This is a genomic window from Chelativorans sp., assembly GCF_031180965.1.
Classification (GTDB): domain Bacteria; phylum Pseudomonadota; class Alphaproteobacteria; order Rhizobiales; family Rhizobiaceae; genus Chelativorans.
Map to the genome: position 1 here is coordinate 38,129 of NZ_JAPSLH010000001.1, position 18,883 is coordinate 57,011.

Annotated in this window: 16 protein-coding genes; 11 read left to right on the forward strand and 5 right to left on the reverse strand. The window is 65.8% G+C overall.

All coding sequences use genetic code 11. The annotated features are described in order from the left end of the window. Positions 1–131 precede the first annotated feature (131 nt). The 4 genes from rpoN to lptC form a co-directional block, all read right to left on the reverse strand. The gene (gene rpoN / locus RIN79_RS00185; protein WP_309082551.1) at positions 132–1,613 is read right to left on the reverse strand and encodes an RNA polymerase factor sigma-54; all 1,482 of its coding nucleotides are present in this window, start codon (positions 1,611–1,613) and stop codon (positions 132–134) included. A 147-nt stretch (positions 1,614–1,760) separates the two neighbouring features. After that, on the reverse strand, positions 1,761–2,519 hold the full coding sequence (lptB, locus tag RIN79_RS00190; RefSeq protein ID WP_309082552.1) for an LPS export ABC transporter ATP-binding protein: 759 nt from the start codon (positions 2,517–2,519) through the stop codon (positions 1,761–1,763). Between the two features lie 43 nt (positions 2,520–2,562). Continuing rightward, entirely contained in the window at positions 2,563–3,123 is a 561-nt protein-coding gene (locus RIN79_RS00195; RefSeq protein WP_309082553.1) for an LptA/OstA family protein, read from the reverse strand. Next, positions 3,116–3,823, reverse strand: a complete 708-nt coding sequence (gene lptC, locus RIN79_RS00200) for an LPS export ABC transporter periplasmic protein LptC (RefSeq protein WP_309082554.1) — start codon at positions 3,821–3,823, stop codon at positions 3,116–3,118. The genes RIN79_RS00195 and lptC overlap by 8 nt, the downstream gene beginning before the upstream one ends. A gap of 285 nt (positions 3,824–4,108) precedes the next feature. Here lptC and sppA point away from each other — a divergent pair, with 285 nt between their 5' ends. From sppA to RIN79_RS00250, 10 genes are all read left to right on the forward strand, one after another. Further along, the gene (gene sppA / locus RIN79_RS00205) at positions 4,109–5,077 is read left to right on the forward strand and encodes a signal peptide peptidase SppA (protein ID WP_309082555.1); all 969 of its coding nucleotides are present in this window, start codon (positions 4,109–4,111) and stop codon (positions 5,075–5,077) included. 55 nt (positions 5,078–5,132) lie between these two features. Next, the gene (locus RIN79_RS00210; protein ID WP_309082556.1) at positions 5,133–5,417 is read left to right on the forward strand and encodes an integration host factor subunit beta; all 285 of its coding nucleotides are present in this window, start codon (positions 5,133–5,135) and stop codon (positions 5,415–5,417) included. Between the two features lie 34 nt (positions 5,418–5,451). Next, positions 5,452–5,775 (forward strand): LapA family protein, encoded by a 324-nt coding sequence (locus RIN79_RS00215; protein ID WP_309082557.1) that lies wholly within the window; start codon positions 5,452–5,454, stop codon positions 5,773–5,775. 9 nt (positions 5,776–5,784) lie between these two features. Continuing rightward, positions 5,785–6,741, forward strand: a complete 957-nt coding sequence (locus RIN79_RS00220; RefSeq protein WP_309082558.1) for an ornithine cyclodeaminase family protein — start codon at positions 5,785–5,787, stop codon at positions 6,739–6,741. An 18-nt stretch (positions 6,742–6,759) separates the two neighbouring features. Next, complete coding sequence (locus RIN79_RS00225) at positions 6,760–7,824, forward strand: class I SAM-dependent methyltransferase (RefSeq protein WP_375165847.1); 1,065 nt, start codon at positions 6,760–6,762, stop codon at positions 7,822–7,824. Further along, entirely contained in the window at positions 7,821–8,675 is an 855-nt protein-coding gene (locus tag RIN79_RS00230) for an RNA methyltransferase (RefSeq protein WP_309082561.1), read from the forward strand. The genes RIN79_RS00225 and RIN79_RS00230 overlap by 4 nt, the downstream gene beginning before the upstream one ends. Continuing rightward, the gene (gene lspA, locus RIN79_RS00235; RefSeq protein ID WP_309082563.1) at positions 8,676–9,158 is read left to right on the forward strand and encodes a signal peptidase II; all 483 of its coding nucleotides are present in this window, start codon (positions 8,676–8,678) and stop codon (positions 9,156–9,158) included. It begins immediately after the preceding gene. 88 nt (positions 9,159–9,246) lie between these two features. Beyond that, positions 9,247–10,236, forward strand: a complete 990-nt coding sequence (locus RIN79_RS00240; protein WP_309082564.1) for an MDR family oxidoreductase — start codon at positions 9,247–9,249, stop codon at positions 10,234–10,236. 273 nt (positions 10,237–10,509) lie between these two features. Next, complete coding sequence (locus tag RIN79_RS00245; protein WP_309082566.1) at positions 10,510–12,543, forward strand: response regulator; 2,034 nt, start codon at positions 10,510–10,512, stop codon at positions 12,541–12,543. Between the two features lie 331 nt (positions 12,544–12,874). Further along, positions 12,875–13,708, forward strand: a complete 834-nt coding sequence (locus tag RIN79_RS00250; protein ID WP_309082820.1) for a GNAT family N-acetyltransferase — start codon at positions 12,875–12,877, stop codon at positions 13,706–13,708. A gap of 44 nt (positions 13,709–13,752) precedes the next feature. Here RIN79_RS00250 and RIN79_RS00255 read toward each other — a convergent pair whose 3' ends face one another. After that, on the reverse strand, positions 13,753–16,038 hold the full coding sequence (locus RIN79_RS00255; protein ID WP_309082567.1) for an NADP-dependent malic enzyme: 2,286 nt from the start codon (positions 16,036–16,038) through the stop codon (positions 13,753–13,755). Between the two features lie 134 nt (positions 16,039–16,172). Here RIN79_RS00255 and mutS point away from each other — a divergent pair, with 134 nt between their 5' ends. Continuing rightward, positions 16,173–18,878, forward strand: a complete 2,706-nt coding sequence (mutS, locus tag RIN79_RS00260) for a DNA mismatch repair protein MutS (RefSeq protein WP_309082568.1) — start codon at positions 16,173–16,175, stop codon at positions 18,876–18,878. Positions 18,879–18,883: the final 5 nt, after the last annotated feature.

Sequence of the window (18,883 nt, forward strand, 5' to 3'; positions counted from 1 at the left end):
GCACACCCTCACAGCGGTGCGGAACAGCGGGTGCTGGTCGCCGTACCTGCCCTCTCATGCGGCGGGGCTTCTAGTGGCTTACCCCGCCCTTGTCAATCAAAGCCGGCCGCTTATGGCGCGGGCGGCCGAGCTCAGGCGCCGGCTCCGGCAAGAGCCTTCTTCTCGCGCCGGCGTTGCACCGATGAGGGAATATTCATGCCTTCCCGATACTTGGCTACTGTCCTGCGGGCGATGTCGATGCCTTCCTTGCGCAGCACATCGACGATCGAGTCGTCGGATAGAACGTCCTCCGCGTCCTCCGCACCGACGAGCCTGCGGATGCGGTCGCGCACCGCCTCGGCCGAATGTGCATCGCCCCCGTCATTCGCCGCGATCGCCGTGGTGAAGAAGTAGCGCAGTTCGAATACCCCTCGGGGCGTCATCATATACTTGTTCGCCGCCACCCGGCTGACCGTCGACTCGTGCATGCCGATCGTTTCGGCCACGGTCTTCAGCTTGAGCGGGCGCAGATGGCGCACGCCCTTGAGAAGGAACGCATCCTGTTGCCGCACGATCTCCGCGGCCACCTTTAGGATCGTCTTCGCCCGCTGGTCCAGGCTGCGCGCCACCCAGTTGGCGCTCTGCAGGCATTCCGACAGGAACACCTTCTCTTCCCTCGTGACCCGCGTCGACACGCTGGCAAAATAGGTCTCGTTGACCAGCACGCGCGGCAGCGCATCCGGATTGAGCTCGACGGTCCAGCCGCCCTCGGCGGACGGCCGCACGAGGACATCCGGCACGATCGGGTCGGCGGGCGCCGTGGAAAAGCCGGCGCCCGGCTTGGGATCGAGCGCCCGGATTTCGGCCAGCATGTCCACGAGGTCCTCCTCGCCGACACCGCAGATTCGCTTCAGCGTCTGAAAATCGCGCTTTGCCAGAAGATGGAGATGCGCAAGCAAAGCCCGCATGGCAGGGTCTAGGCGGTCGCGTGCCTTCAGCTGCAGCGCCAGGCACTCGGAAAGGTTCCGGGCGAATAGCCCGGGAGGATCGAGCTCCTGGCACGCGGCCAGCACGCGCTCCAGCATCTTTGGTTCGGCCCCGGTGCGCTCGGCTACTTCCTGCAGCTCGCCTACGAAGTAGCCGGCCTCGTCCAGGCAGTCGGCAAGCTCCCCCGCCAGGGCCCGCTCCGTCGGCCTGGGAAATGCCATGGCGATCTGTTCGCGCACATGGTCGCGCAACGTGGGCGGCGCAGACGCCACGGCTTCGAGGTTCCAGTCCTCCGCGCCGCCGATAGCCAGGCCGTTGCCGCTTGCCGAGCGCCACTGCGCCGAAAGGTCCGGCCCGATCGGGTCCTGCGTCCCCGGATCGTCAGGGAAGAGGTTTTCGAGGGAGGTGTCGAGGCGCTCGGCAATAGCTTCCGAACTGAAGTCGCCTTCTGCCCCGCCGCCCGCCGGCGCGAATGCCTCCACATCCGGCTCCTCCCGCTCCAGAAGCGGGTTGCGCTCTATCTCGGAGGCGATGAACTGCTCCAATTCCGCATGGCTCAGCTGCAGCAGCCGGATGGACTGCAGCAGTTGCGGCGTCATGACCAGTGACTGGCTCTGGCGCGGGAATAGACTGGGTGAGAGCGCCATCAGCGCCGTTCCGCCTTGCGATTGCCGGCTCGTGCCGTGCGGCGATAAAACTGGCCCGAGATTTGCTTGTCAAGGAAATGAGGGTCCGCGCCGCCTGCTTGTGGCTTTGCGACGCAGTCGCCGCGCTCACGAATGGCGCCAAGGCAACTAAAGGGTAAATCCCTCGCCCAGATACAGGCGGCGCACATCGGCATTGCCGACAATGTCGTCCGGGCGTCCGTGCGTCAGCACCTGGCCGGCGTGAATGATGTAGGCGCGGTCGATCAGGCCCAGCGTCTCGCGCACATTGTGATCGGTGATGAGCACGCCGATGCCGCGCGCCGTCAGGTGGCGCACAAGCTGCTGGATATCGGTGACTGCGATCGGATCGATGCCGGCGAAGGGCTCGTCCAGCAGCATGAAGTTCGGCTTGCTGGCGAGCGAGCGGGCGATCTCCAGACGGCGCCGCTCGCCTCCAGAAAGAGCGATCGCGGGCGATGTTCGCAGATGGCTGATATGGAATTCCTCCAGGAGTGCATCGAGCGTTCGCTCGCGCTCCTTCCGGCTTCTTTCCACCACCTCCAGGATGGCCCGGATATTCCCCTCCACGGTGAGTCCGCGGAAGATGGAAGCTTCCTGTGGCAGATAGCCGATACCCAGCCGCGCGCGCCGGTACATGGGCATGGAGGTCACGTCGAAGCCGTCGATGTGGATCGTGCCCTTGTCCACCGGCACCAGGCCCGTCACCATATAAAAGCAGGTGGTCTTGCCGGCCCCGTTGGGGCCGAGCAGGCCCACGGCCTCGCCGGCGCGCACGCCGAGCGAGACGCCGCTCACCACCTGCCGGTTCTTATAGGACTTGGTGAGTCCGCGGGCGATCAGCGTGCCTTTGTAGGGCTCGGGCGCGGCAGTTGGTTGCGGTTTCACGGAACCTCCGCCTGCGCGCGACTGGAAAAAGGCCACGATGCGCCTACTGCCTGTCCTGCGAGCCTGGGGTCAGGAGCATCCTGACGCGCCCGCCCGTTCCCTGATCTGCGCAGCTTTCCAGCGTGGCTTGCCCGGTCTTCATCTGCACCGTGAGCTTGCATCCGACGACGACATTCTCGCCTTCGGAAAGCACGACCTCCTTGCCCGAAAGCACCAGCACCTCGGTCGCCATGTCGAACGTGCCCTGGTCGCCGGTGGCTACCTGCGTGTCGGATTTCACATAGACGCCGCCATCCGCCTCCAGCCGCTTGATATTGGACGGTCCGGCGGTCGGCGAGCCGCCGCTGCCTTCCGCATAGTAGATCTTCATGCGTGCCGCCTTCAGCTGGGTGGGACCCTGCACGACGGTGACATTGCCCGTCAGCGTCGCAAGGTTCTGGTTCTGGTCCACCTCGACCCGGTTGCTCTCGATCTGGATCGGCTCGTCGCTCGAAAGATCAAGGCCGAGCTGGCTCGGTCCGCTGGCGCCCTCCTGCGCGAAGCTGGCTTGCGGCAAAAGACAGGAGACGCCCACGAGCAAGGCCAGGGCAAAAGCTTTATCCATCGGCTGCATTTCCTTCTGCCTGCGCCCTTCTCAGCTCCGCTGGATCGATCTCGATGCGTACACGGTCCTCGAAGACGATTTTGCGGCCGCCTTCGGTGGCACTGAAATTGTTTGCGCGCACCTGCATGCCGTTTACCTTCATCTCCACCGGCTGATCGCTGCTGAGCGTGCTCGATGCTATGTCCACATCCGCCGATTCGAGCCGCCCATACATGCCGAAATTCGTCTCGAAGGTCACCGTCCCGGTGAGCCGGAGATGATTGTTCTCCCGGTCGAGCACGCCTCCCCCGGCGTGGACGGTTGCCTTCCGGTCCTTGTCGAGAGGCAGGGTCGCGCTGATCTCATCGAGTTCGATCGGCGCCGCGTCCGACCCGATAAGCTGCCGCGCCCGCGCCGCCATCACATGGAAGGGAAGATTCTCTCCGGTAAAGCCGTTGAGCGAAGGGTTGTGCATCACCAGGTTGCCATTCTCGATCGAGGTGGAATCGAGATCGATGGAGTCGAACCCGGTGGGGGCCAAGAAGGAATAGCCGAGGAAAACGGCGCCGATGACGACGGCGGCGGCCGGCAGCACGATTTTCAGCGCGCGCACCCGGCGCGAGTGTCGGCGCGCGTGCTCAAATGCTTCCGCGCCGCGTTCGCTGCGGCCGAGGGATGGTGCGGCGAGGCCGCTCGATCTCGCATTGACTGCGCTGTTCAACCGCTTGCTCCTGACGACGAGAGAGGGCTCCCGGACGGCGGCTGCCAGCTCGCGCGCGCCATGCGCAGCGCTGCTGCTTCCGCCGTTTCCAGCCGGCCGCTGCATCGGTCCCTCTCACCCATTGCCGCCGTCACACCGCATTATGGCCGATTTTAGGTTTCCCTCAAAGGCTTGCGATGAAACGTAGCGCGCCTCTTCCGGCGCGTGCGAAACACCGTAGCTCATATGCCCAGCTTGGTCTAAAAGGCAAGCCTGACGGATTATAAGTGGGTGGTGCGAACCGACATGTCGACTAGAGCCGACGATCTGATCGACCGCCGGCGCCTGCGAAGGAAGCTCACCTTCTGGCGCGTGCTGGCATTCCTGGTCCTGGCGATTGCGATCCTGGCCTCCGCGCGCTGGCTATTCGGTGATACGTTGGCGGCCGGGCCGCACATCGCCCAGGTGCGCGTTGAGGGTACGATTCTCGAGGACAAGGAACTGCTCGAGCTGCTGGAGGACGTGCGCAGGTCGAGCCTTGTGGAAGGCGTGATCATAACAGTTGATTCTCCGGGCGGCACCACCGCCGGCGGAGAAGCCGTCTTCGACGAGATCCGCCGTGTCGCCGCGGAAAAGCCGGTCGTGGCTCAGATTGGCACACTCGCCGCCTCCGCCGGCTATCTGGTGGCGAGCGCGGCCGATCACATCGTCGCGCGGCAGACCTCCATCGTCGGCTCCATCGGCGTCATCATCCAATATCCCGATGTCACGCAGCTTCTGGCCAAGCTCGGGGTCAAGGTGGAGGAGGTAAAATCAACGCCGTTGAAGGCGGAACCGTCCCCCTTCAACCCGACGACCGAGCAGGAGCGGCAGATGCTGGCCGCGATGATCCGCGACAGCTACGACTGGTTCGTCAACCTGATCAGCGAGCGCCGCAAGATGCCGCGTGCCGAGGTTCTGGCGATCGCCGACGGCTCCGTCTTCACCGGGCGGCAGGCAGCCGAGCGCCGGCTCGTCGATACCCTCGGCGGCGAGCGTGAGGCGAAGGCCTGGCTTGTCGAGCGGGGCGTGAGCGAGGATCTCGAAATCGTCGAGTGGAAGCCCAGCGATGCGGGCCAGTTTTTCTTCCTGCCGGGTTCCGCCGCCGAGTGGATTGGTGGTCTGCTAGGGCTTCCGCGCCAGGGCGAACTGCTTGAGCGTCTCGGAATGGAACGCATCTTCCTTGACGGTCTCCTGTCGCTCTGGCAACCTGAAACTGCCGGCTTGTCGGAATGAAAAGAAAAACAATATCAGGGGAATATCTTGGCAGTCACAGCCGCGGAACAGAGCTATGATAAAGTCTGAACTCGTCCAGACCATTGCCAATCGCAACCCGCATTTGTTTCTTCGCGACGTGGAGAATATCGTCAATGCGATCTTCGACGAGATCACAGAGGCGCTCGCCGAGGGCAACCGGGTGGAGCTGCGCGGCTTCGGGGCCTTTTCGGTGAAGAACCGGCCCGCCCGCACCGGGCGGAACCCGCGCACCGGGGAGGCCGTTCACGTCGAGGAAAAATGGGTCCCCTTTTTCAAGACGGGGAAGGAACTACGCGAGCGGCTGAACGCGGAAGAGTAGTCCCGCTCCCTTGCAAGCGGAAGGAACCGTCAGAATGCTCCACCGCGTCGTGCTGGTTCTCGTCGTCATCCCACTGGCCGTCATCCTGATCGCGCTGGCGGTCGCCAACCGGGCCTTCACGCCCTTCACGATAGATCCGTTCAATCCCGGAAATCCGGCCCTGACGATCGAGCTGCCGCTCTTCGTCTACCTCTTCCTTTCGCTGATCCTCGGCCTTGTCATCGGCGGCGCGGCCACCTGGTTCCGGCAGGGCCGCTACCGGCGGCTTGCCCGCGAGCGCGCGCTGGAAGCGGAGCGGCTGCGCCGCCAGGCGCCGCCCGAGCAGGGCTCCACCGCCCTCGCCCGTACGAATGGCTGAACCGGCCGCATGATCACGATAACTGCCGGCGACGTCGACAGGTGCCTTACCTATCCGGGCCTGGTCGAGACGCTGCGCCGGGCCTTCCGTGCCGGCGCGGTTCAGCCCGTGCGGCACCACCATGCGGTGAAGCGCCCGCAAGGCGCCGACATCACGCTTCTGCTGATGCCCGCCTGGACGGATTTTTCGCAGGAGCAGGATGGGCATGTCGGCGTGAAGATCGTCACGGTCTCGCCCGACAACAACAGCATCGGAAAGCCCGCCGTCATGGGCCTTTACCTGCTGATGGACGGCAGGACGGGCGAGCCGCAGGCGCTGATCGATGGCCAGCGCCTGACGCTCTGGCGCACCGCCTGCGCCTCGGCGCTCGCCGCTTCCTACCTGGCCCGGGAAGATGCTTCGCGTTTGCTCCTGGTCGGCGCCGGCGCCCTCTCGACCCACCTCGCCCGCGCCCATGCCAGCCAGCGGCCCATTCGCGAGGTAAGGATCTGGAACCGAACGCCGGCCAATGCAACAAAGATAGCGGAGGTGCTGCGGGAGGACTGCCTGGACGCCTCCGCTACCGAGGATCTGGATGCGGCGATCGGCTGGGCCGACATCATCTCCTGCGCGACGCTCTCTACCGTGCCCCTGGTCCGTGGCGCGCTCCTGAGGCCCGGGACCCATGTCGATCTCGTCGGCGCCTTTTCGCCGTCCATGCGCGAGAGCGACGACGAAGCGGTATCGCGGGCCTTCGTCTTCGTCGATACGCGTGCGGGCGCCACCAAGGAAGCTGGCGACATCGTCCAGGCGATCCAGTCCGGCGCGCTGACGGCGGAGGGCATCAGGGCAGACCTTTTCGAGCTTGCGCGCGGCGAGAAGAAGGGCCGGCAGAGCGCCGGCGAGATCACCCTGTTCAAATCCGTCGGCGCGGCCATCGAGGATCTTGCCGCCGGCATCGCCGTATACCGCGCCTTCCGGGCCTGAGCTCGCCGGCCACGCTTGTTGCACGTGCCAGAACCCTATGGCAGAAGCGGCGAGGCGCCCAAACCTCCGGAGCCCTTGTTGAAGCCGTCGCGAGACAGGAATCGCCAGAACCGCCAGCGCAATGAAACCCTCGAGAGGCCTAAACCTCCCGCGGCGCCGCGCCTGGCTGGCCGCAGGCCGGGCCCGCTGCCGGAGGAGCGGCTGCCGCTCATCCTCGAAGTGCTGCCGGACGAGGACTACGCGCTTCTTGATTCGGGCGCGGGACGCAAGCTTGAGCAATACGGCCCCTACCGCATCATCCGCCCGGAGGGTCAGGCCATCTGGCAGCCCGCCTGGGAGGGGGCCGAGTGGGAAAGGGCGGACGCCATCTTCACCGGCGATACGGATGAGGAAGGGCTGGGCCGCTGGCGCTTTCCGCGCGTGCCCCTCGGCGAGACCTGGCCCATGCGCCACGACGGGATCGCCTATCTCGGCCGTTTCACCTCCTTCCGCCATGTCGGCGTCTTCCCCGAGCAGGCGCCGCATTGGGCGCATATGCGCGGGCTCATCGAGGAGGCGCGGAGGCCCATTAAGGTGCTGAACCTCTTCGGCTATACCGGCCTTGCATCGCTGGTGGCTGCCCGTGCGGGCGCGCAAGTCACCCATGTGGACGCTTCTAAGAAGGCGATCGGCTGGGCGCGCGAGAACCAGGAGATGGCCGGCCTGTCCGACCGGCCGATCCGCTGGATCTGCGAGGACGCCGTCAAATTCGCCGAGCGCGAGGCGCGGCGCGGCAATGGCTATGACATCATTCTCCTTGACCCTCCCGCTTACGGGCGGGGCCCGAAGGGGGAGGTGTGGCAGCTTTTCGAGGACTTGCCGGGACTGGTGGAGACCTGCCGTGCGATCCTCTCGCCCAAGCCCCTTGCCGTGGTGCTGACCGCCTATTCGATCCGCGCCTCCTTCTTCGCCATCCACACGTTGATGCGCGACAGCTTCGCCGGCATGGGCGGGCGCGTAGAATCCGGCGAGCTCGTCATCCGCGAAAAATCCGCCGGCCGGGCGCTCTCCACCTCGCTCTTTTCCCGCTGGGTCGCCCGATGAGCGGCGAGAAGGACATCCGTGCGCCAGGCCGCGTGAAGGAGGTTACGAGCCTCTCCAACCCACTGATCAAGGAGATCAAGGCGCTCGCCTTGAAGAAATACCGCGACCGCGAGCGCACCTTCATGGCCGAGGGGCTGAAGCTGGTGCTCGACGCGCTCGACGCCGGCTGGACGATCCGCACGCTCATCTATGCCAAGGCGGGGCGCGGCAATGCCACCGTGGAGAAAGCCGCGGCGCGCACCGTGGCGGCCGGCGGCCTCGTGCTGGAAGTCAGCGAGAAGGTCCTTTCCGCCGTTACCCGGCGCGACAACCCGCAGATGGTCGTGGGCGTCTTCGAGCAGCGCTACCGCCCGCTGGAGGAGATCCGCCCTGCCGCCGGCGATGTCTGGGTGGCGCTCGACCGCGTGCGCGATCCGGGCAATCTCGGCACCATTATCCGCACCGTGGATGCGGTCGGCGCAAGGGGCGTGGTCCTGGTCGGCGAGTGCACCGACCCTTTTTCCATCGAGACGGTGCGCGCCACCATGGGCTCCCTCTTCTCCGTCCCGCTCGCCCGGGCCGAAGAGGAAGCCTTCCTTGCCTGGCGGAAGGATTTCGCGGGGCTGGTCGTCGGCACGCATTTGAAGGGCGCGGTTGATTTCCGCAAGCTGGACTATTCGTCAGGTCCGGTCCTGCTTCTCATGGGCAACGAGCAGCAGGGTCTCGCGGACAGGCTCGCGCAAAGCTGCGATCGGCTCGTACGCATCCCTCAGGCCGGCCGGGCCGATTCCTTGAACCTCGCCGTCGCCACCGGTGTGATGCTTTACGAGATCCGCCGGGCGGCGCTGCCCGCTACACCGGAGACTGCCTGAATGAAGCTTCGCCAGACCATGCCCTATGCCGCGGTGGTTCTTGTCGCGGCTTTGCTCGACCAGGCAGTGAAGGCGGTCGTGGAGGCGCGCCTGCCGCTGCATGAGCAGGTGGACATTCTTCCGTTCCTCGCCCTTCTCCACTCCCGGAATACGGGCGTTGCCTTCTCATTCCTCTCCGGCGTCGGCGGCTTTTGGCTGAGCCTCCTGGTGCTCGGCATCATCCTCTTGATTGCCATTCTGGCCCTGCGGACCGATTCGACACAGCTCCTGGCGAGGCTCGGCTTTGCGCTCATCCTGGGCGGCGCCGTCGGCAATCTGATCGACCGCGCAGTGCGCGGCTATGTGGTGGATTACGTCTATTTCCACACCCCCGCCTGGTCCTTTGCTATCTTCAATCTCGCCGACGCCTTCATCACCGTCGGCGCATGCCTCGTGATCGTCGAAGAGCTTTTAGACTGGCGCCGCCAGAAGGCGGAAGGCTAGGAGCCTCGGCGTGGCCGGCGCCCGCCATTGACGTTCCGCGCGCCCCGTCCCACAGTCCGCGGGAAGATTGGGTGTCCGGAGTAGCGCCATGAGCGAGCGTTTCGAAGCCGTGCTCATCACCCGCGACGAGGAGAAGAGACAGTGCGTCGCCATCGTGGAATTGGGCGAGGACGATCTGATGCCGGGTGATGTCACCGTCGCGGTGGAGGCCACCACGGTCAACTACAAGGATGGCCTCGCCATCACAGGCAAGTCGCCGGTGGTGCGCCGCTTCCCCATGATCCCCGGCGTCGATTTCGCCGGAACGGTGATCCGCTCCAGCCATCGCGACTGGCGGGAGGGCGACAAAGTCATCCTCAATGGCTGGGGCGTCGGCGAGGTCCACTATGGCGCCTATGCGGGCGGCGCCCGCGTCAGCGGCGATTGGCTGGTGCCGCTGCCGCAGGGCATGACGGCGCGGGAGGCCATGGCGATCGGTACGGCCGGGTATACGGCCATGCTCTGCGTCATGGCGCTGGAGCGCCAGGGGATTTCGCCTGACCGTGGCGCAGTCGTCGTCACGGGCGCGGCGGGCGGCGTCGGCTCCATTGCCGTCTCCCTTCTGGCGCGGCTCGGTTATGTCGTGGTGGCGTCCACCGGCCGCACCTCCGAGGAGGCGTATCTGAAGGATCTCGGCGCGCACGAGATCATACCGCGCGACGAGCTTTCTGGGCCTGCCCGCCCTCTTGGCAAGGAGCGCTGGGCAGGCGGCATCGATGCCGTCGGTAGCCATACCCTTGCCAATGTGCTGTCCATGACCTGCTATGGCGGCGCAGTCGCAGCCTGCGGCATGGCGCAGGGCATGGACCTGCCGGCCACGGTCGCCCCCTTCATTTTGCGCGGCGTCTCCCTCATCGGCGTCGATTCCGTCATGGCGCCAAAGTCCCTGCGGCTGGAGGCCTGGAGTCGCCTTGCCGGGGAGCTGGATCGCCGCAAGCTCGCGGTTCTGTCCAGCACGATAGGCTTTCGTGATGTGATCAAGGCGGCTGAGGACATCGTCGCCGGGCGGGTCCGCGGCCGGCTCGTCGTCGAGATGTAGGAGAAAACGCGGCAAGGGCGTAACATTCCGTAAGTCTTGCCGGATTAACGTGTCGGCATGGGTGTGGTGAGCGTAAGAGAGTTTGTTCGGCGGCTGCGGCGCGAGGCGACGGCGCGGTCGGGCGCTGCTGCACTTTTTCTCTTTGGTCTTGCTGCGCTGCTCTTGAGCGGCCTTGCATTCTCCACCGGCGCCGCGGCTCTGATCTCCAGCGCCCTTCTTTTCCTCGGCCTTGCCGCTTGCACCCTTGGGCTCTTGCTCCCTCCGCCGGAGCCTGTGCAGCCTCAGCCCGCCGAAACGCAGCTCGCCGAGCCGGCCGCGCCGGAGAGCCAAAGCGCGCCGGAAAGCCAGACGATGGAGGAACTTGCCGATCGCGTCTGGGAGATGCAGGAAGCCGAGCAGCGTTTCTATGGCCTGCTCGAGGCGCTCGGCGACCTGGTGATCCACCGCGATCGCGAAGGCCGCATCCTCTATGCCAACCGCATCCTGGGCGAGCTCATGGAATGCGATGCGCGCGAGCTGTTCGGAAAATCGCTGACGCAGCTCGGCATCAATGTCGGCGTGACGCCTGAATCGGCCTCCGCCGACGGGGAGCATCTGACCTCGACCGACGTCTCGATCCAGACCGTGGGCGGCCTGCGCTGGTTTTCCTGGACGGAGATTTCCCTGCGCGACCGCGAAAGCGGCAGCGTCTCGCATTGGGCGATCGCCCGCGACATCACCGCCCGCAAGCGTGCCGAGACGGCACTGGTGAATGCGCGCGAGCGCGCCGAACAGGCAAGCTTCGCCAAGTCGCGCTTCCTTGCCACGGTGAGCCATGAGATCAGGACGCCCATGAACGGCATCATGGGCATGGCGAAGCTCCTTGCCGACACAAAACTTTCCGCCGAGCAGCGCACCTATGTGGGCGCGATCTCCACCTCCGCCAGCGCGCTGCTGGCCCTGATCGAGGATCTGCTCGACTATTCCAAGATAGAGGCGGGCCGGCTGGAGCTCGAGCCGCAGCGCATGTCGGTGCGCGAGCTTGTGGAAAGCGTGGTCGAGCTCATGGCCGCCCGCGCCTTCGGCAAGAAGATCGGGCTCGGCTGCCATATCGCGCCGCAGGTTCCCGATACGATCGTGGCTGATCCGGGCCGCCTCCGGCAGGTGCTTCTCAACCTGCTCGGCAACGCCATCAAGTTCACGGAGGAAGGCGGCGTGCTCGTCACGGTCGCGGCGGTCACGCACGAGGGCAAGCCCGCCCTTGCCTTCAAGGTGGACGACACCGGCCCCGGCATAGAGAAGGACGATCTGGCGCGCATCTTCCAGGAGTTCGAGCAGGCAGACACGAGCTCCACGCGCCCGCATGGCGGCGCCGGCCTGGGCCTTGCCATCACGCGCCGGCTTGTCGATGCGATGGGCGGAGCGATAGCGGTGGAGAGCGCGCCGGGGGAGGGCGCCGCCTTCACCTTCCATGTGCCGCTGGTGGATCCGGAAGGCGCCAGTTCCGAGGCGGTTCTCGCGCTGAAGGGCTGGGATGTCGCCATCCTCACGCCGCATGCGGTCGAGGGTGAGGCGCTTGCGATGTCGGTGCGCGCCCACGGCGGCAAGGCGCGGGTCTTCGATGGCGAAAAGAGCGCGCTTGCCCTCCTGCGTCGGCGCAAGGCCGGCTTCGACGCCGTCATCATCGATGCTTCCCTGGAGAACGAGACGGGAGATCTTCTGGGCCGGCTGCGGCGCAAGGGCCTGCACGCGGGACAGGCGCTCACGCTCATCGCTCCCACCGATCGCTCGCGCCTCACGAAGCTGCGCGCCAATGGCTACAGCGCCTTCATCGCCCGTCCGGTGCGCGATCGCACGCTGCTGCGCCTCCTGTTGAATGCGCAGGCGGCGGAAAGTACGGCGGCTAACGAAGAGGCGGAAGGCAGGGCCGCTCCAGGGGATCGCGGCGGCCTCAAGGTGCTGGTCGCCGAAGACAATGAGATCAATGCCATGCTGGCTCGTGCCGCCCTTTCCAAGGCTGGGCACAAGGTAACGATCGTGTCCAACGGCCGCGCCGCTGTCGATGCGCTGGCGCATCCCGCCCGCGACTACGACATGGTGCTGATGGACCTGCACATGCCCGTCATGGACGGCCTCGACGCCATCGTGAATATCCGCCTTTATGAGGAGGAGACCGGTCTGCCGCCGGTCCCCATCCTGGTCCTCTCCGCCGACGGGCAGGAAAAGACGCGGCAGAGAGCACTTGCCCACGGCGCGACCGGCTTCGTGACAAAGCCCCTTGATCCCGATCGGCTGCTTTCCGCGCTGGAAGTGCACGCGGCGGCGTGATTTGAAACGCCCCTGCGGCTACGCTATATGAAGCGGTGTGCCTTTGCGCGCCCGTTTTGGCATTCGCATAGGTTCGTTCCTGGTATTGCAGGCCGATATGACCTGATGGAACGTCGGCGGCAGATCGACAAGGACTTGCCGAGATCAAGCCGGAACTGCCTGAAGACTAAATCATGGGAATGCTGGGAGGCAGTCGATTGTAAGCCGGCCAGTTTCCTGTCATGGTTCTGTCGCAGCTTGTCTCTATTGCCGCATCATTGCTGTGTGAGGAGAATCAGCCGTGCAGAACGTGACGCTGAAGTCGACCGTTCACCATCAAGGCGCGGACAAGCTGGCGCTGCTGAAAACTGGTGCGCCGGAAGAGAGTCCCGTACTGGGCAGGATAGGCTCCCTCGAAGTGCGCCTGGCGCGGGGCGCCGATGAGGTCGCCGCGGCGCAGTCCGTGCGGTTCCGGGTTTTCTTCCAGGAACTCGGCGCCAGGATGTCCTCGCTGCAAATGGCGGAGGAACGGGATGCCGACCGGTTCGATGCGATCTGCGATCATCTGCTTGTCGTCGATACGGCCCTTCCGGGTTCCGGGCACGACCGCATTGTCGGCACGTACAGGCTCCTTCCACAGGAGCAGGCGCTTGCCTCGGGCGGCTTCTATTCCGAAAGCGAGTTCGAGCTGATGCGCCTTCTGGAACGGCATCCGGGGCGGCGCTTCCTCGAGCTCGGCCGTTCCTGTGTTTTGCCGGCTTACCGGTCCAAGCGCACCATTGAGCTTCTGTGGCAGGGCATCTGGGCCTACTGCCGGCGCGGCAATATCGACGTGATGACCGGCTGCGCCTCTTTCCATGGCACGCTGCCCGCGGCCCACGCGCAGGCGCTCTCTTTCCTGGCTCATTTCTGCCAGGCCGATGGCCCCTGGTATGTACGCGCTCGGGCCGACCGCTACGTTTCCATGGACCTGATGCCGAGCGAGGCGGTGGACGCCAGGGCCGCACTTTCCGCAATGCCCCCGCTTATCAAGGGTTACCTGCGGCTAGGCGCCAAATTCGGCGACGGCTGCGTGATCGACCGCGAGTTCCGCACCACGGACGTTCTTGTCGTTCTGCCGGTCGAAGCGATCTCCGAGCGCTATATCGCCTATTACGGTTCAGAGGCGGAGCGCTTCGCCGCGTGAGAACGGGCGTCTCTGGCGAGACACCGTCCAGCAGCCCTGCCGCCTCACCCGCCTGCGCTATACGCCGCTATGGCCGCCATATTGACGATGTCGGAATCCTTTGCGCCCAGCGAGACGATCTGCACCGGCTTGTTGAGCCCCACAAGCAGCGGCCCGATCACAGTCGAGCCGCCCAGTTCCTGCAGCATCTTCGTCGAGATCGAGGCCGAATGGAATGCCGGCATCACCAGCACATTGGCCGGCCCTGAAAGGCGGCAGAAGGGATACTGCTGCATGATCTGCGGGTTCAGCGCCACATCGGCCGCCATCTCGCCGTCATATTCGAAATCGACCCGCCGCCTGTCGAGGATATTCACCGCCTCCTGCACGCGCTCGCTGCGCTCGCCGGGCGGATGGCCGAAGGTGGAGTAGGCGAGCATGGCGACGCGCGGCTCATACCCCATGCGCCTGGCGAAACTCGCCGCCTCCTCCGCGATGTCGGCGATCTGGTTGGCATCGGGCATGTCATGCACGGCGGTATCCGCGACGAGGACCGTGCGGCCGCGCGCCAGCACGATGGAAACGCCGATGACGCGGTGGCCGGGCCGCGCATCGATCACGCGGCGCACGTCGTCGAGCGCGGTGGAGTAGTTCCGCGTCACCCCGGTCACGACCCCGTCCGCATCGCCCAGCGCCACCATGCAGGCGGCGAAATGGTTGCGGTCGTTGTTGATGAGCCGCTGGCAGTCGCGGAAGAGATAGCCCTTCCGCTGCAGGCGCTCGTAGAGATAGTCGGCATAGATGCCGTTGCGGCGCGAAAGCCTGGCATTGATGATCTCGATGCCTGGCCGCGCAAGGTCGACGCCGGCATTCCTTGCCGTCTCGCGGATGCGCTCCTCGCGCCCGAGCAGGATGGCGGTGCCGAGCCTCTGGTTCACATAGGAGACCGCCGCGCGCATCACCTGCTCCTCCTCGCCCTCGGCGAAGACGATGCGCTTCGGCTGGCGCCGCACCCGGTCATGGATGCGCTGCAGCGTGGAGGCGATCGGGTCGCGCCGGGCGGAAAGCTCCTGCTCGTATTTTTCGAGATCGAGGATCGGGCGGCGCGCAACGCCCGAATCCATCGCCGCCTTGGCCACGGCGACCGGCACGGCGGTGATCAGCCGCGGGTCGAAGGGCACGGGGATGATGTAGTTGGGCCCGTATTTCGGCCGGTTGCCCTGATAGGCCGCGGCCACGTCGTCCGGCACGTCCTGGCGGGCTAGCGCCGCAAGCGCCTCGGCCGCCGCCACCTTCATCGCGTCATTGATCGTGGTCGACCGCACGTCGAGCGCCCCGCGGAAGATATAGGGGAAGCCGAGCACATTGTTGACCTGGTTCGGATAGTCGGACCGTCCGGTCGCCATGATCGCATCGGTGCGGATTTCCACCACCTCCTCCGGCGTGATTTCCGGATCTGGATTGGCCATGGCGAAGATGATCGGGTTCTTCGCCATGGACTGCACCATGGCGGGCGTCAGTGCGCCTTTGGCGGAAAGCCCGAAGAAGACATCCGCTCCCTCCAGCGCCTCCGCCAGCGTACGCTTGTCGGTCTCCACGGCATGGGCCGACTTCCACTGGTTCATACCCTCCGTGCGGCCCCTGTAGACCACGCCCTTGGTGTCGCAGAGGATGATGTTTTCCGGCGTGAAGCCGATGGATTTCGCCAGCTCGATGCAGGCGATGCCGGCCGCCCCTGCGCCGTTGCAGACGAGCTTCGTCGTCTTCATGTCGCGTCCGGTCAGATCCAGCGCATTGATGAGGCCGGCTATGGCGATGATGGCCGTGCCGTGCTGGTCGTCATGGAAGACGGGAATGTCCATGAGCTCGCGCAGCCGCGTCTCGATCACGAAGCATTCCGGCGCCTTGATGTCTTCCAGATTGATGCCGCCGAAGGAGGGGCCGAGCAGCCTGACGCAGTTGACGAACTCGTCCGCATCTTCCGTATCGACCTCCAGATCGATGGAATCGACATCGGCAAAGCGCTTGAAGAGCACCGCCTTGCCTTCCATCACCGGCTTGGAGGCGAGCGCGCCGAGATTGCCGAGGCCGAGAATGGCGGTGCCGTTGGAGATAACGGCGACCAGATTGCCCCTGGTGGTGTAGTCGAAGGCGCGGCTCGGGTCCTCCGCGATCGCCTTCACGGGCACGGCCACGCCCGGGGAATAGGCGAGCGACAGGTCGCGCTGGGTGGCCATCGGCTTGGTGGGGTTGATCTCCAGCTTGCCGGGCCGCCCCATGGCGTGGAAGTCGAGCGCCTCCTGCGGGCTCACCGAGGGTCCCGTCCTGTCGTTCTTCTCCGCTTCCGCCATGTCTTCCCGCCTCCCCGATCGGCTTCCTGTGGAGTTTTGCCGAACACGGGTGCATAAGGCTAGATTTGCAGTAGGTAAATGGCCAGGCAGAGCGAAACTGCTTCTAGGGGCGCCCATTGAACCACGAGAGCCCGATGCGTGGAGTTGAGGTCGCGGCCGTGCCGTTGGCCGCCGAGGGCGCCACGCCCATGATGCAGCAATATATCGAGATCAAGGCTGCCAATGCGGACTGCCTGCTCTTCTACCGCATGGGCGATTTCTACGAGCTCTTCTTTGATGACGCGGAGATTGCAAGCCGCGCGCTTGGCATCACGCTCACGAAGCGCGGCAAGCATCAGGGCCAGGACATCCCGATGTGCGGCGTACCCGTGCATGCAGCCGACGACTATCTGCAAAAGCTCATCGCGCTCGGCCATCGCGTCGCCGTATGCGAGCAGATGGAGGATCCGGCTGAAGCCAGGAAGCGCGGCTACAAATCCGTGGTCCGCCGGGATGTGATCCGCCTCGTCACGCCCGGCACGATCACGGAAGAAAAGCTGCTCGACCCGTCCCAGGCCAACTACCTGATGGCGCTCGGCCGCGTAAAGGGCGATGGCGGGCAGCAGCTGGCGCTTGCCTGGATCGACATTTCCACCGGCGTCTTCCGCGTTGCTTCGACCGCGCCCGACCGGTTGCTCGCCGACATCTGCCGCATCGACCCGCGCGAGTTGATCGTGGCCGAGCCGGTCTACCACGACCCGGACCTGCGTCCGGTGTTCGACCTTTTCGACCGCATCGTCGTGCCGCAGCCGCCGACATTCTTCGATTCGGCCAGCGCCGTCATGCGGCTCTCGCGCTTCTATGGCGTCGTCACCCTGGACGGCTTCGGCCGCTTCTCCCGCGCCGAGCTTTCGGCCATATCCGGCGCTGTCGCCTATGTGGAGAAGACGCAGAAGGCGGAGCGCCCGCCGCTCGGCCGGCCCGAGCGCGATGAGGACGGCGCGAGCCTTTTCATCGATCCCTCAACCCGCGCCAATCTGGAATTGACGCGCACGCTGTCGGGCAGCCGCGACGGCAGCCTCCTGAAGGCCATCGACCGTACGGTTACCGGCGCCGGCGGCAGGCTCCTCGCCGAACGGCTGACATCGCCGCTCACCGATCCCAGGGCCATTGCCGATCGGCTCGATTCCGTCTCCTTCTTTCTCGACGAGCCGGGCTTGCGCGACGGTCTGCGCGAGCTTCTGAAAGGGGTGCCGGATATCAGCCGCGCGCTGTCGCGGCTTGCGCTCAATCGCGGCGGCCCACGCGACCTCGGCGCGCTTTCGGCTGGACTCGAAGCGGCCGCCGCCATAGCCGAGCTCCTCGCCATGAAAGAACTGCCGCTGGAGCTCGCGGCCGCCGTCTCGGCGTTGCAGGCGCTTCCGCAAGAACTTGCCTCTCACCTTGACCGGGCGCTCTCCGACGACCTTCCGCTCCTGAAGCGGGACGGGGGCTTCCTGCGCGCGGGCTACGATGCTGAGCTCGACGAGATGCGCGCCCTGCGCGACGAATCGCGCCGCGTCATCGCGGGGATGGAGCGCGACCTCATCGAGGAGACCGGCATCCGCTCCCTCAAAATCCGGCACAACAACATCCTCGGCTACTACATCGAGGTGACCGCCAACAACGCCGGAGGCCTGACCGGCACGGATGCGGCTCGCGGCCGCTTCATCCACCGCCAGACCATGGCGAGCGCCATGCGCTTCACCACCACGGAGCTGGCCGACCTTGAGACCAGGATCGCCAACGCCGCCGACCGGGCGCTCGCCATCGAGCTTGCCGTCTTCGACCGGCTGGTCGGCGAGGTGGTCGCCGCCTCCGAATCGCTCCGCGCCGCCGCCCAGGCGCTTGCCGTGCTCGATGTCTCCTCCGCGCTCGCCTGCCTGGCCGAGAGCGAATCCTATTGTCGCCCGGCGGTCGACCTCAGCCTCGACTTCCAGATAGAGGGCGGCCGCCATCCCGTGGTGGAACAGGCGCTGCGCCGGCAGCTCGGCGAGCCCTTTGTGGCCAACGATTGCGACCTCTCGCCCGCTGATGGTCAGAAGGCCGGAGCCATCTGGCTGCTCACCGGCCCGAATATGGGCGGCAAGTCCACCTTCCTGCGCCAGAACGCGCTGATCGCCGTGCTCGCCCAGATGGGCTCCTTCGTGCCGGCACGTACCGCGCGCATCGGCGTGGTGGACCGGCTCTTCTCGCGCGTCGGCGCCTCCGACGATCTGGCGCGCGGGCGCTCCACCTTCATGGTGGAGATGGTGGAGACCGCCGCCATCCTCAACCAGGCGGGCGAGCGCTCGCTGGTCATCCTCGACGAGATCGGCCGCGGCACCGCCACCTTCGACGGCCTTTCCATCGCCTGGGCGGCGGTCGAATACCTGTATGAGAAGAACCGCTGCCGGGCGCTCTTCGCCACGCATTTCCACGAGATGACGGCACTGACCGAAAAGCTGTCGCGGCTTGTCAACGTCACCATGCGGGTGAAGGAGTTCGAGGGCGAGGTCATCTTCCTGCACGAGGTCGCGCGCGGGGCGGCCGACCGTTCCTACGGCATCCAGGTGGCGCGTCTTGCCGGGCTCCCCCAGCCGGTGGTGGAGCGCGCCCGCGACGTCCTGCATCGCCTGGAAGCGGGAGAGACGGGCACCAAGGCCGCGCGCATCGTCGATGACCTGCCGCTCTTCTCCGCCGCCATCCGTCGCGAGCCGTCGCAGCGCAAAGCCCCTGACCGCCTGCGGGAAGAGCTGACCGTGCTTAACCCGGACGATATGTCTCCGCGCGAGGCGCTGGAGGCGCTCTATCGCCTGAAGCAGCTGACGCAGGAGGGGTGAAGGGC